The organism is uncultured Microbacterium sp. (genome assembly GCF_937927635.1).
Taxonomy (GTDB): Bacteria; Actinomycetota; Actinomycetes; order Actinomycetales; family Microbacteriaceae; genus Microbacterium.
The window spans coordinates 39,544-52,390 of record NZ_CALBRW010000042.1; the positions used below are offsets into that span (position 1 = coordinate 39,544).

Consider the following 12,847-nt stretch of genomic DNA (forward strand, 5'->3'; position numbering starts at 1 on the left):
TCCGTCCTCAGCCGGCGCGGCGGGCGCGGGCGGCGCGGCGCTTCAGCGCACGGCGCTCGTCCTCGGAGAGTCCGCCCCACACGCCGGAGTCCTGACCGGACTCCAGAGCGTACTGCAGGCAGATCTCGGTGACGGTGCAGGTGGCGCAGACGGCCTTCGCCTTCTCGATCTGGTCGACGGCCGGTCCGGTGTTCCCCACCGGGAAGAACAGCTCGGGGTCGACGGTAAGGCAGGCCGCTTTGTCGCGCCAGTCCATTGATGGCTCCTCATGATTGATGTTCGGTGTGGTGGCCGCTTGCGCGGCACTCGAGTTCGGGAAGCGGATCGGGAGTCGGCTACCCTGGTCATGCGGGCTGTGCGCCCGCCCCACTCCGATGTGGGAGCACATGGCTTTATCCATTGTGTTACAGAAATAAGGTGAAATCAAGGGTTTTCGCACAACTCTTGACGTCCGTGCTGAGGAGTGTGCCCGTGTCCAGGTTCCGACCGGCGGTGCTCGCCGCCGCTGTGCTGGCACTCGAGGGTGCGGCTCTGATCGTCATCGCGGTGCTCGAGCTGTTCGCCCTGGGCGAGGGCGACGCGTCGTCGACGGCCAGCGGCCTGGCGCTCATCGCACTCACCCTGGTCGGCGCCGCCGGGCTCATCGCCTTCGCAGTCGGCACGCTTCGTCACGCCTCGTGGGCGCGCTCGGGCGGCATCGTGCTGCAGGTGCTCGCGATCGCGCTGGCACTGGCCGCGCTGAGCAGCATCCGCCCCGTGCCGTGGCTGTTCGTGCTGGTGCTCGGGCTCGCCGGAGCGGTCGGGCTGGTCGCCCTCATCGTCACGGTGCGTCGCGAAGGCGCCGACGACCCGCGCCTGCACCGTCGCGAGGACGGGACGGGCGAGTCCGAAGACGCCTGAGCGGGATCAGGCGTCGATGCCGAGGGTCTTCCGCAGCCTGGCGACGTGCCCGGTGGCCTTGACGTTGTACTGCGCGGCGGTGATCACACCCTGCTCGTCGAGGACGAACGTGGAGCGGATGACGCCCTCGATGACCTTGCCGTAGTTCATCTTCTCGCCCCACACGCCGTAGGCGGTGTGCACGGCGTGGTCGGGGTCGCTGAGCAGTTCGAAGGTCAGCGCGTCGCGCTCGCGGAATTCGCGCAGCTTGGCGGGGGTGTCGCGGGAGACGCCGACCACCGTGTACCCGGCGCCCTGCAGGGAGGAGATGCTGTCCCGGAAGTCGCACGCCTGGGTGGTGCAGCCGGGCGTCATGGCCGCCGGATAGAAGTACAGGATCACCTTCCGGCCCCGCAGGTCGGCCAGCGACACGGGCTTCTCGTCCTGGTCCAGCAGCGTGAAGTCGGGGGCGGTCGTTCCGGGTTCCAGGCGCGTCGCGGTCATGAGCCCAGCCTATCCGCCGAACGTGGCCAGCAGCCGCTGCAGGGACTCCAGCCGGGCGAGCCCCGCCTCGTTCAGCTCGCCCGCGGCGGCGGCCTCGTTGAGTGCGCAGTCGGAGGCATCCGGCAGATGGGTGCACCCGCGAGGGCAGCCCTCGGCGATCTCCGCCAGCTCCGTGTAGGCGGCGAGGATGTTCGCCCGCTCCACGTGCCCCAGGCCGAACGAGCGCACACCTGGGGTGTCGATCACCCAGCCCCGTCCGGCATGGCCGACGTAGCGCAGCGAGATCGTGGAGGAGGAGGTGTGCCGCCCTCGCCCGGTGACCTCGTTGACGTGCCCGGTGGCCCTGCCGGCCCCCGGCACCAGCGCGTTCACGAGCGTGGACTTGCCCACGCCCGAGTGCCCGACGAACACCGTGGAGTGACCGATCAGCGCGGCGCCGGTCTCTTCTGTCGGCATACGCCCGCGGGCCGAGGTGAACACCCGCAGGTCCAGTCCGTCGAAATGCCGCAGGAATTCGGCGGGATCCGCCAGGTCGGTCTTGGTCACCACCAGCAGCGGACGGATGCCGGCATCCAGCGCCGCCACGAGATAGCGGTCGACGAGCCGGGCGCGCGGCTCGGGGTCGGCCGCAGCCACGACGATAAGCATCTGATCGGCGTTGGCGACGATGACGCGCTCGACCTGGTCGGTGTCGTCGGCGCTGCGGCGCAGCAGCGAGGTGCGGTCGGCGAGCCCCACGATGCGGGCGAGGGTGCCCTCTTCTCCGCTCGTGTCGCCCACCACACGTGCGCGGTCGCCGGTGACGATGGGCGTGCGCCGCAGCTCGCGCGCGCGCGCCGCGGTGATCATGTGCTCGTCGGGACGGTCCTCGCCGATCAGCACGCTGTATCGGCCGCGGTCCACGCCCAGGATGCGGCCGATCTCGGCATCCTCATGCGCGGGACGGCGCTTGGTCCGTGGCCGGTTGGCCTTCGGATTCGGGCGGGTCCGGACGCTGCTCTCGTCGTACTCCTCGTACTCCTCGAGCTCGTCGTCGTCGCCCAGCCAGCTCACGCGGTCTCGCCCGTCAGCATCCGCTCCCAGAGCTGCACGAACTCCGGCAGCGTCTTGGCCGTCGTCCCGATGTCATCGATCTCCACGCCCGGCACGGCCAGGCCGATCAGCGCGCCGGTGGTGGCCATCCGGTGATCGTGGTGCGCGGGCCAGGTGCCGCCGTGCAGCGGACGCGGGGTGATCCGCAGCCCGTCCGGCAGCTCCTCGGCGTCGCCGCCGAGCGCTCGGATGTTGTTCACCAGGGCTGCGATGCGATCGGTCTCGTGCGTGCGGATGTGCGCCACGCCGCGGATCGTGGTGGGGCCGTCGGCGAAGACCGCGAGCCCGGCGATGGTCGGCGTCAGCTCGCTGGCGGCGGACAGATCCAGATCCAGGCCGCGGATGCCGTCGCCGGCGCGCACGGTGAGGGCGCCGGCATGCCGGCCGGTGTGCGCGCCCAGCGCGTGCAGGATGTCCGGCAGCAGGGCACCGGGCTGCGTGGAGTGCAGCGGCCAGTCGGCCACCGTGACCTCACCGCCCGTGACGAGCGCCGCGGCCAGGAACGGCGCGGCATTGGAGAGGTCCGGCTCGATGGTGACGTCCTTCGCCCGCGGGATGCCCGCTTCGACGACCCATTCGCCCACCGCGGGGCGCTCGATGCGGATCCCCCGTCTGCTGAGCGACTCGATGGTCATGTCGATGTGCGGCAGGCTCGGCAGGTGCTCGCCGATGTGCACCAGGTGCAGGCCCACGTCGAAGCGCGGAGCGGCCAGCAGCAGCCCCGAGATGAACTGGCTCGAGCCGGAGGCGTCGATCTCGACGCGTCCGCCGCGGACGCGGCCGTGCCCGTGCACGATGAACGGCAGCGACCAGGTGCCCTCGTCGTCGATGTCGACGCCGAGGTCGCGCAGTCCGGTGATCAGGGCTCCCATGGGCCGGTGCAGGGCGCTCGCGTGCGCGGTCAGATGCACGTCCTGGGTCGCCAGGCCCGCCAGAGGCGCGATGAACCGCATCACCGTGCCCGCCTGCCCGCAGTCGATGCTGCTGCCGCCGATCAGCGGTGCGGGGGTGACCAGCAGATCGGGGCCGAAGCCGCCGTCGCCGGGCACCTCCTCGATGCCGATGCCGAGCAGACGCAGCGCGTCGACCATGCGGGCGGAGTCCTCGGAGTGCAGCGGATGCAGCAGACGCCCTGGCCCGTCGGCGATCGCGGCGATCATCAGCTCACGGTTGGTGAGCGACTTCGAACCGGGGATCGTGACGGTGGCGGCCACCGGCGCTCCGCTCTCCGGCGCACGGTAGGAGCCGCGCGTGGGGGTGGGGGAATACCGTTGGGTGCTCATCGGTTCTTAGCCTAGTGAAGCTCGAGACACGCGAGATGGAGGTGACGGATGTCAACGATGCTGCTCGACGCCGTCGAACCCCTCTCTGAGGACGCGCTCGCCCGCCTAGACTGGCCGGTGATGGATGAGACGACAACCGCGGACCCTCGACGGGATTTCGAGGAGCAGGCGATCCCCTTCATGGATCAGCTCTATGCGGCGGCGATGCGCATGACGCGCAATCCCGCCGATGCGGCTGACCTCGTGCAGGAGACGTTCGTGAAGGCGTATGCCGCGTGGGCCTCGTTCTCGCAGGGCACGAACCTGAAGGCGTGGCTGTACCGCATCCTCACCAACACGTACATCAACATCTACCGCAAGCGTCAGCGCGAGCCGTATCAGGGCACGATCGACGACCTCGAGGACTGGCAGCTCGGCGGCGCCGAGTCGACCACGGCGTCTCACAGCCGGTCGGCCGAGGCTGAGGCAATCGACCGGATGCCGGCATCCGCCGTCAAGGACGCGCTGCAGCAGGTTCCCGAGGACTTCCGCCTGGCGGTGTACCTCGCCGACGTCGAGGGATTCTCCTATCAGGAGATCGCCGACATCATGAAGAGCCCCATCGGCACCGTGATGAGCCGCCTGCACCGAGGCAGGCGCATGCTGCGGGAGCTGCTGGCAGACTATGCCGCCGAGCGAGGGGTCGCCGCGGCTGAACCGAGGAGCACCACATGACCGACTGCGGCTGCGCGAAGGCGCGAAAAGATCTCGAGGAATACCTCCGCAACGAGATCTGCACGACAGAGCACTCGGAGATCCGCGAGCATCTCGAGAACTGCGAGGTCTGCAGGAACGAGGCGCTCGTCGCGACGACCCTCACCGAGGTCGTGGCGCGAGCCTGCAAGGAGACAGCGCCCGAGGAGCTGCGCGCGCAGGTGTTCGCCCGTCTGCGTGAGGCGCAGACCGCAGCGCACTGACGACGGCGGCCGCGGCACTGCGGTGGGTAGTCTGATCGGGTGAGTCCCGTCGATGCGCGCACCGTCCCCGTAGACCCCGAATCCGAGGCGCGGCTGCGCGCGAGCGGGTTCGACTACCGCGTCGTCGACATGGACGACGATGCGCTCGCCGTGTCCTTCGCTCGCGCCGCCGAGCGCGGATTCCTGGGATCGGCGCCGACGGATGCCGAGATCGTGCCCATGCGCGAGACCTGGCGCGAGCGCCGCAGCATCGGCGTCTACGAACAGGATGCGGCATCCGATGCTCTGCCCGTCGCGACCGTGAACTCGTGGGTCGCGCCGATGAGCGTGCCGGGCGGCGCCGTTCCGATGTGGTCCATCAGCATGGTGACCGTCGCCGGCACGCACCGCCGTCGCGGCATCGCGCGGAACCTGCTCGAGGGCGAACTGCGCTCCGCCGTCGCGGCAGGCGTGCCGCTGGCGGGTCTCACCGTATCGGAGGCGACCATCTACGGCCGCTACGGCTTCGGCTCCGCCGTGCCGGTCGCGCGCATCGCGATCGACACGTCGCGTGCCGGCTGGCGCCCCGCCGAGGTTCCGGGTCGGGTGGAGTACGTCGAGCCCGTCGCGGTGGCGCGCGAGTTCCAGATCGTGCACGAGCGCGCCCGTCTGGGGCGCGCCGGTCAGGTCCCCGGCTGGCCGCGCCGCTGGATGGGCCTGGCAGGACTGGGCGGCGACGAGGAGAAGAAGGATGCCTCGGTGCGCGGCGTGCGGTACGTGGACGCCGGCGGCGAGGTGCGCGGTGCGATGGCATATTCGTTCAAGGACGCCCCGGCGTCGTTCCGCAGCATCCTGCGCGTCCGCCACCTGGAGGCCGAGACCGACGACGCGCTCCGCGCGCTGTGGGGCTTCGCCGTGAATCATGACCTCGTCGACCGCGTGGAGGCCGACCTGCGACCCGTCGACGACCCGATCGCGCACCTGGTCGCCGATCAGCGTGCGGTCGAGCTGACCGTGCACGACCACGGCTGGCTGCGGGTGCTGGATGTGCCCGCGTCCCTTCAGGCACGCACGTACAGCGCGCCGGCCGACGTCGTGGTGCGCGTGGACGACTCGTACGGTTTCGCAGACGGCACCTGGCGGGTGCGCATCGACGTCTCTGGCGCTGCGGCCGTGGAGCCGGTGGATGCCGCACCGGACGTCGTGCTGGGCGTGGCCGAGCTGTCCGCGATCTACGCCGGGGGAGTGCCTCTGACGCAGCTGTCCGCCGCCGGGCGCGTGCAGGGCACGGCATCCGCAGTTCACGCGCTGAGCGCGGCGTTCCGCACCGATCCCGCACCGACGCTCGGCATCTGGTACTGAACCCGCTGCACGAAGAACGCCGCCCCCGATCAGGGAGGCGGCGTTCTCGAATCTGCCGATTTTTCAGTCCAGCGTCAGCGCGGCCTTCAGCAGGGCGGCCTGCTCGACGGCGTGCACCTTCGACGATCCGGTCGACGGCGATGCCGCCGCCGGGCGCGAGACGGCGCGGAACTGGCGCGGGCCGGGGACATCGGTGAATGCCAGGGCCAGGAAGGGCCAAGCACCCTGGTTCTCGGGCTCGTCCTGAGCCCAGACCAGCTCGGCATTCGGGTACGAGTCCGTGATGGCCTTCAGCGCATCGATCGGCGTCGGGTAGAACTGCTCCAGGCGCACCAGGGCGATCTCGGGGTTCGGGTTCTTCTCGAGCTCGCTGACCAGATCCCAGTGGATCTTGCCGGAGTGCACGATCACGCGCTTGACGGCGTTGCGGTCGAGGTCGCGGCTGTCATCGATCACCGGCTCGAAGCGGCCGCTGGTGAACTCCTCGACCTGGCTGGTCGCACCGCGCAGGCGCAGCATCGACTTCGGGGTGAAGACGATCAGCGGCTTGCGGGGCTTCGCGTAGGCCTGACGGCGCAGCAGGTGGAAGTACGACGCCGGCGTGGACGGGCGGGCGACGACCATGTTGTCCTGCGCGCACAGCTGCAGGAAGCGCTCCATGCGCGCGGAGGAGTGGTCGGGGCCCTGGCCCTCGTAGCCGTGCGGCAGCAGCATGACGAGACCGGACTGCTGGCCCCACTTCTGCTCTGCCGCGGACACGTACTCGTCGATGACCGACTGCGCGCCGTTGACGAAGTCGCCGAACTGCGCCTCCCAGAGAACCAGCGCCTCGGTGCTCTCCACCGAGTAGCCGTACTCGAAGGCCAGCGCCGCGTACTCGCTGAGCAGCGAGTCGTACACGAAGAAGCGGCCCTGGCTGTCGGAGAGGTTCGACAGCGGCAGCCACTCCTGACCGTTCACGCGGTCGTGCAGCACGGCGTGGCGCTGCACGAAGGTGCCGCGGCGGGAGTCCTGACCGGCCAGGCGCACCACGGTGCCCTCGACCAGCAGGGAGCCGAATGCGAGCAGCTCGCCGAAGGCCCAGTCGATGCCGCCCTCGCGGCTCATGCTCACGCGCTTCTGCAGCTGCTTGTCCAGCTTGGGGTGCACGGTGAAGCCCTCGGGCTTGTTGGCGTGCGCGTCGCCGACGAGGTGGATGACCTCCAGCGGTACGCCGGTCACATCGGGAGCGCCGACCTGGTCGTCCACCGGGAGCAGCTCGGGGGCGATCGGCGTCGCGCCGGTCTCCGCGGCGTGCGTCTCGGCGAAGGCGATCTCCAGGCGGTTCTGGAAGTCGGCCTTGGCCTGGTCGTACTCCTCCTGCGTGATGTCGCCTCGTCCGACCAGGGCCTCGGTGTACAGCTTGCGCACCGAGCGCTTGGCCTCGATCAGGTCGGTCATCAGCGGCTGGGTCATCGACGGGTCGTCGCCCTCGTTGTGACCGCGACGGCGGTAGCAGACCAGGTCGATGACCACGTCGCGGTGGAAGCGGTTGCGGTACTCGAACGCGATCTGCGCGACGTGCACGACCGACTCCGGGTCGTCGCCGTTCACGTGGAAGATCGGCGCCTGGATGGTCTTGGCCACGTCGGTGGCGTACACCGAGCTGCGCGAGTCGTTGGGCAGGGTGGTGAAGCCCACCTGGTTGTTGACGACGATGTGCACGGTGCCGCCGGTGCGGTAGCCGCGCAGCTGCGACATCTGCAGTGTCTCCACGACCACGCCCTGACCCGCGAACGCGGCGTCGCCGTGCACGAGGATGGGCAGCCAGGTGAAGGTGCCGATGGGCTTGCGGTCCTGCTTGGCGCGGGCGATGCCCTCGAGCACGCCGTCCACGGTCTCCAGGTGCGACGGGTTCGCAGCCAGGTACACCGGCAGCTCGGCGCCGTCCTGGGCGACGAAGGTGCCCTTCGTACCGACGTGGTACTTCACATCGCCGGAGCCGCGCTGGTTGCCCGGTGTGAGGGTGCCCTCGAACTCGCGGAACACCTGGCCGTAGGTCTTGCCCGCGATGTTGGTGAGCGCGTTGAGGCGTCCGCGGTGGGCCATGCCGATCGTGGCGCCGTCCATGCCGGCATCCGCCGCGCCCTGCAGGATCTCGTCCAGCAGCGGGATGAGAGACTCGCCGCCCTCGAGCGAGAAGCGCTTCTGGCCGACGAACTTCGTCTGCAGGAAGGTCTCGAACGCCTCGGCCTCGTTGAGCTTGCTGAGCACGCGCAACTGCTCGTTGTGCCCGGGCTTGACGTACTTGACCTCGAGCTTCTCCTGGAACCAGCGGCGCTGCTCCGGGTCCTGGATGTGCATGTACTCGACGCCGACGGTGCGGCAGTACGAGTCGCGCAGCACGCCCAGGATGTCGCGCAGCTTCATCACGCGCTTGCCGCCGAAGCCGCCGGTGACGAACTCGCGGTCCAGATCCCAGAAGGTCAGGCCGTGGCTCTCGATCTCCAGGTCGGGGTGCGAGCGCTGCACGTACTCCAGCGGGTCGATGTCGGCCATCAGGTGGCCGCGCACGCGGTAGGAGTTGATGAGCTCCTGCACGCGGGACTGCTTGTCGACGCGCTCGGCCAGGTCGACGGAGATGTCGGAGTTCCAGCGGATGGGCTGGTACGGGATGCGCAGCGCGGCGAAGATGTCCTCGTAGAAGCCGCGCTCGCCGATCAGCAGCTCGTGCACCTTCTTCAGGAACTCGCCGGAACCCGCGCCCTGGATGACGCGGTGGTCGTAGGTGCTGGTGAGGGTGATGATCTTGCCGATGCCCAGCTCGGTGAGCACCTTGGGGCTGGAGCCCTGGAACTCTGCCGGGTAGTTCAGGGCGCCGGCGCCGATGATGCAGCCCTGGCCCTTCATCAGGCGCGGCACGGAGTGCACGGTGCCGATGCCGCCGGGGTTGGTCAGCGAGACCGTGGTGCCGGCGAAGTCGGCGGCGGTGAGCTTGTTGTTGCGGGCCCGGGCGATGATGTCCTCGTACGCGACGAGGTACTCGCCGAAGGTCATCGTGTCGGCGCGCTTGATGCTGGGGACCAGCAGCGCACGGGAGCCGTCGGGCTTGGGCACGTCCACGGCGATGCCGAGGTTCACGTGCGCGGGGGCCACGACCGAGGGCTTGCCGTCGACCTCGGCGTAGAACACGTTCTGGCTGGGGAACTCCTTGAGCGTCTGGATCAGCGCCCAGCCGATCAGGTGCGTGAAGGAGACCTTGCCGCCGCGGGTGCGGGCCATGTGGTTGTTGATGACGATGCGGTTGTCGATCATCAGCTTGGCGGGGATGGTGCGCGCGCTGGTGGCCGTCGGGACGGTCAGCGACTGATCCATGTTGGCCGCGAGGGTCTTGGGCATGCCGCGCAGCGGCGTGACCTTGTCCTCACTGGCGGTGGGCTCGTCCTTCGCCTGCGGCTTGGGTGCCTGGGCGGGGATCGGGGCCTGCTTGGCGGGCTTGGTGGTGGTGCGCGCCACGGGCTGCGCGCCGATCACGGGGATGGGTGCGGTCACCGGGTTGGCGACCTGCGCCGGAGCGGCCTGGGCGGTCGCCGCGGGCGATGCCGCGGCGGCATCCGGAGTGTAGTTCTCCAGGATCGGCCACCACTCCTTGTCGACGGAGTTGCGATCCTGTTTGAACTGCTCGTACAGCTCGTCCACGAGCCAGGAATTGGCTCCGAACCCCCCGTCGCCATTGACGCCGGTCACCTGGTTCGACACGCTTTACCGCCCTCTTTCGTCACTGAAGCTGTGCGTGCGGCTCGGCTGCTGAGTGCATCGGGTCGCACACGAGTATCAGTGATCAAGCCTAATGCCAAACACCGACCGGAATGCGCCCCTGCCAGGCGGTTCCCGCATCCGCGCGCGGTAGCGTGGCGGTATGAAGTTCTCCGGCGAGCAGCCCGCGGTCGATCTGACGTACTCCGACGTGTTCCTGGTGCCACGGCGCTCCGCCGTCGCCAGTCGGCTGAGCGTGGATCTGGCCCCAGACGACGGCACGCCCGCGACCATCCCGCTGGTCTCGTCGAACATGAACTCGGTCACCGGGCCCCGGCTGGCGGCCGCACTCGCCCGGCGCGGCGGCCTGGGAGTGCTCCCGCAGGACCTGCCGCTGCAGGAGCTGGATGCGGCGATCCGCTGGGTCAAGCGCCAGCCGGTGCGCTGGGACACGCCGCTGGTGCTCGCCCCCGGCGCGACCGTCGCGGATGCGCTGCGGCTGCTCCCGGCCACACCGGGACACGGGATCGTCGTCGCTGCGCGCACGGGCGATGAGCCGCTCGAGCGCTCCGACGTGCTCGGCATCCTGCCCGCACCGCGGCTGGCGACCGCACTGCCGGATGCCGCGCTCGGCGACCTCGTGCATGCGGAGCCGCTGGCGGTTTCGGCCGAGGACATCGGCGAGGGCAGGGCCGCCTTCGACGCGATCGAGGCCGCGGATGCCGAGATGGTGCTGGTGCTCGATCACGGGCACGTCGTCGGCACGCTCACCCCGCGCACCGCGCTGCGCTCGAGCCTGTACCGCCCGGCCGTGGACGCATCGGGGCGCCTGGCGGTCGCGGCCGCCGTGGGCATCAACGGCGACATCGCCGAGAAGGCCAGGGCGCTGGCATCCGCCGGCGTGGACGTGCTGGTGGTCGACACCGCCCACGGTCACCAGGAGGGCATGCTGCGCGCGCTCGAGGAGGTCTCGAAGCTGGGCCTGGGCATCCCGATCGCAGCCGGCAACATCGTCACCGCCGACGGCGTGCATGACCTGGTGCACGCCGGCGCGTCGATCCTGAAGGTCGGGGTGGGACCCGGCGCCATGTGCACGACCCGCATGATGACGGCCGTCGGCCGCCCGCAGTTCTCCGCCGTGCTGGAGACGGCTCAGGCCGCTCGCGAGCTCGGCGCGCATGTCTGGGCGGATGGGGGAGTGCGCTACCCGCGCGATGTCGCGCTCGCGCTCGCCGCCGGTGCGTCGTCGGTGATGATCGGCTCCTGGTTCGCCGGCACCATCGAGGCGCCCGGCGAGCTGCAGCACGACGCCGACGGGCGGGCGTACAAGGAGTCCTGGGGCATGGCCTCGACCAAGGCCGTGCAGGCGAGGTTCGGCCGGCTGGACTCCTACGAGCGGGCGCGCAAGGAGCTGTTCGCGGAGGGCATCTCGTCGTCGATGATCTACCTCGACCCGCTGCGCCCCGGCGTGGAGGACCTGCTGGACATGATCACCTCGGGCGTGCGCTCCTCGTTCACCTACGCGGGGGCCGCCACCGTCCCGGAGTTCCACGACCGCGCTCTGGTCGGCCTGCAGTCCGCCTCCGGCTACGAGGAGGGCAAGGCGCTCCCGGTCAGCTGGTAGGAGGCTGCGGTCCGCGCGGGGCCGTCGGGTGCCGTCACGCCGGCGGGCGCCGTCGCGTGCGGCGGCGTGCGGCTCTGAGGCCCTTCGGTCGTTGGACGCCTGGCGCGCCATGTTCTGCCCCGCGCTGCAGTTCTCGTCCCGCGCTGCAGTTCTCGGCATCCGCTGCAGTTCTCGGCATCCGCTGCAGTTCTCGGCATCCGATTCGCTTCGCGCGGCAGTTCTCGATACACGCTGCGCAGATCTGCGCAGCGGCGACCGAGAACTGCCGCGCGATGAGCCGGGCGGATGCCGTCGACTCGTCTGCACAATCGAGCGGGAGGGACGGGTTGTGCACAGGGCGCCGAATTCCGTGCAAGGGGTGGCCGCCTGAGTGTCATCCTCGGGGAATGCAGGCCACTACACAGCATCCGATCCGCATCCGACGGCGGAACGACTCCGCAGGTCTCGGCGTCTCGGAACGACGGCTTCGGATGCTCGTGGAGCACGGCGTGGTCCACCGGGTCGTCGCCGGCAGCTATGCCTGGAAAGAGGATTGGCGAAAGCTCACGCCGCTCCAGCGCCACCTCGCCAGGGTGCTCGAAGTCGCCGACAGGTCGCGCGCGCCGCAGGTGTTCATGGGAGCGGCCGCGGCCGCGATCTGGGATATGGACCGTATCGGCTCGTGGCCCGATCGCGTCGAGGTCCGGATCGCACGCGCCACAGGCGGTCGGACTTCGGGAGATGTACGCCGTCGCGCGCTCGGGTTCGAAGGCGTCCAGTTGGTCGAATGGCGTGGCCATCTGGTCACGTCGCCCGCGCAGACGGCGATCGACCTCGCGGCCGATTCTGGCTTCACCGCGGGTGTCGTGGCCGTCGACCAGGCGCTCTGGGCCCGGCGGAGGGCCGGCTCGCTCGCGCAAGTGGACGAACTGTGGCAGGTCTTCGAGAGGCACAGCAGACGCGGTTTCTTGAAGGCGGCCGATGCGCTGCGCTTCGGCACCCCGTCGGCGGACTCGGTTCGAGAGTCGGAAGCGCGGGTCCTCATCCGGGCACTGGGATTTCCGGCTCCGGAGCTGCAGCATCCGTTCCGGCTGCCCAGCGGAAAGCGGGTGCGAACCGACTTCTACTTCGCAGACTTCGACCATGTCGGGGAGTTCGACGGGACAGGCAAGTACTTCGATCCGGAGATCCTGGAGGGGCGCACTCCTGAGCAGGCGCTGTTGGAGGAGAAGGACCGAGAGGATGAGCTGCGCCGGGTCGTGAAACGAGTGTCCCGATGGAGGACGGATGCTCACAAGGACCCTGCGAAGCTTTACGACATCCTCACCGCCGCCGGCCTGCCCTCGCGCCTGCCGCGCCCGCGTTCTGCGATGCGCTGGTGAGGCTCCGGGCGCTTCACGCTGCAGCTCTCAGCGTTCGATCCCGTTCGCGCGGTACTTCTCGCTCGCCGCTGC

Annotated in this window: 11 protein-coding genes; 6 read left to right on the top strand and 5 right to left on the bottom strand. The window is 69.8% G+C overall.

What is annotated here, in order from left to right; translation table 11 throughout:
- Positions 1–7: 7 nt before the first annotated feature.
- Positions 8–256 (bottom strand): WhiB family transcriptional regulator, encoded by a 249-nt coding sequence (locus Q0568_RS15675; RefSeq protein ID WP_071641453.1) that lies wholly within the window; start codon positions 254–256, stop codon positions 8–10.
- A gap of 215 nt (positions 257–471) precedes the next feature.
- Between Q0568_RS15675 and Q0568_RS15680 the strand changes: the two genes are divergently transcribed.
- Entirely contained in the window at positions 472–900 is a 429-nt protein-coding gene (locus Q0568_RS15680) for a hypothetical protein (protein WP_298868148.1), read from the top strand.
- Between the two features lie 6 nt (positions 901–906).
- Here Q0568_RS15680 and bcp read toward each other — a convergent pair whose 3' ends face one another.
- The 3 genes from bcp to aroA are packed head-to-tail and all read right to left on the bottom strand — an operon-like array spanning position 907 to position 3,758.
- Positions 907–1,383: a thioredoxin-dependent thiol peroxidase gene (bcp, locus tag Q0568_RS15685; RefSeq protein WP_298868151.1), complete on the bottom strand. Its 477-nt coding sequence runs from the start codon at positions 1,381–1,383 to the stop codon at positions 907–909.
- 9 nt (positions 1,384–1,392) lie between these two features.
- Positions 1,393–2,436: a ribosome small subunit-dependent GTPase A gene (gene rsgA, locus Q0568_RS15690; protein ID WP_298868153.1), complete on the bottom strand. Its 1,044-nt coding sequence runs from the start codon at positions 2,434–2,436 to the stop codon at positions 1,393–1,395.
- Complete coding sequence (gene aroA, locus Q0568_RS15695) at positions 2,433–3,758, bottom strand: 3-phosphoshikimate 1-carboxyvinyltransferase (protein WP_298868155.1); 1,326 nt, start codon at positions 3,756–3,758, stop codon at positions 2,433–2,435. Before aroA ends, rsgA begins: the two co-directional genes overlap by 4 nt.
- Before the next feature lie 120 nt (positions 3,759–3,878).
- On the opposite strand from aroA, the gene Q0568_RS15700 reads away from it, so the two are divergent.
- The 3 genes from Q0568_RS15700 to Q0568_RS15710 are packed head-to-tail and all read left to right on the top strand — an operon-like array spanning position 3,879 to position 6,055.
- Positions 3,879–4,472, top strand: coding sequence for a sigma-70 family RNA polymerase sigma factor (locus tag Q0568_RS15700; RefSeq protein WP_298868157.1), 594 nt, complete (start codon positions 3,879–3,881; stop codon positions 4,470–4,472).
- Entirely contained in the window at positions 4,469–4,714 is a 246-nt protein-coding gene (locus tag Q0568_RS15705) for a zf-HC2 domain-containing protein (protein WP_298868159.1), read from the top strand. The genes Q0568_RS15700 and Q0568_RS15705 overlap by 4 nt, the downstream gene beginning before the upstream one ends.
- A gap of 39 nt (positions 4,715–4,753) precedes the next feature.
- The gene (locus Q0568_RS15710; RefSeq protein WP_298868161.1) at positions 4,754–6,055 is read left to right on the top strand and encodes a GNAT family N-acetyltransferase; all 1,302 of its coding nucleotides are present in this window, start codon (positions 4,754–4,756) and stop codon (positions 6,053–6,055) included.
- Between the two features lie 63 nt (positions 6,056–6,118).
- Here the strand turns inward: Q0568_RS15710 and Q0568_RS15715 are convergent, their stop codons facing one another.
- Positions 6,119–9,793, bottom strand: a complete 3,675-nt coding sequence (locus Q0568_RS15715) for a multifunctional oxoglutarate decarboxylase/oxoglutarate dehydrogenase thiamine pyrophosphate-binding subunit/dihydrolipoyllysine-residue succinyltransferase subunit (RefSeq protein ID WP_298868164.1) — start codon at positions 9,791–9,793, stop codon at positions 6,119–6,121.
- 160 nt (positions 9,794–9,953) lie between these two features.
- Between Q0568_RS15715 and Q0568_RS15720 the strand changes: the two genes are divergently transcribed.
- A complete protein-coding gene (locus tag Q0568_RS15720; protein WP_298868166.1) occupies positions 9,954–11,414 on the top strand; it encodes a GuaB1 family IMP dehydrogenase-related protein in 1,461 nt (486 codons plus the stop codon).
- A 470-nt stretch (positions 11,415–11,884) separates the two neighbouring features.
- A complete protein-coding gene (locus tag Q0568_RS15725; protein ID WP_298868168.1) occupies positions 11,885–12,775 on the top strand; it encodes a hypothetical protein in 891 nt (296 codons plus the stop codon).
- Positions 12,776–12,847: the final 72 nt, after the last annotated feature.

Excerpts from the sequence above, each read along its gene's own strand:
- bcp (WP_298868151.1), bottom strand. The coding sequence starts at position 1,383 with ATGACCGCGACGCGCCTGGAACCCGGAACGACCGCCCCCGACTTCACG.
- Q0568_RS15675 (WP_071641453.1), bottom strand. The coding sequence starts at position 256 with ATGGACTGGCGCGACAAAGCGGCCTGCCTTACCGTCGACCCCGAGCTG.
- Q0568_RS15720 (WP_298868166.1), top strand. The coding sequence starts at position 9,954 with ATGAAGTTCTCCGGCGAGCAGCCCGCGGTCGATCTGACGTACTCCGAC.
- aroA (WP_298868155.1), bottom strand. The coding sequence starts at position 3,758 with ATGAGCACCCAACGGTATTCCCCCACCCCCACGCGCGGCTCCTACCGT.
- Q0568_RS15705 (WP_298868159.1), top strand. The coding sequence starts at position 4,469 with ATGACCGACTGCGGCTGCGCGAAGGCGCGAAAAGATCTCGAGGAATAC.
- Q0568_RS15700 (WP_298868157.1), top strand. The coding sequence starts at position 3,879 with ATGGATGAGACGACAACCGCGGACCCTCGACGGGATTTCGAGGAGCAG.
- Q0568_RS15725 (WP_298868168.1), top strand. The coding sequence starts at position 11,885 with ATGCTCGTGGAGCACGGCGTGGTCCACCGGGTCGTCGCCGGCAGCTAT.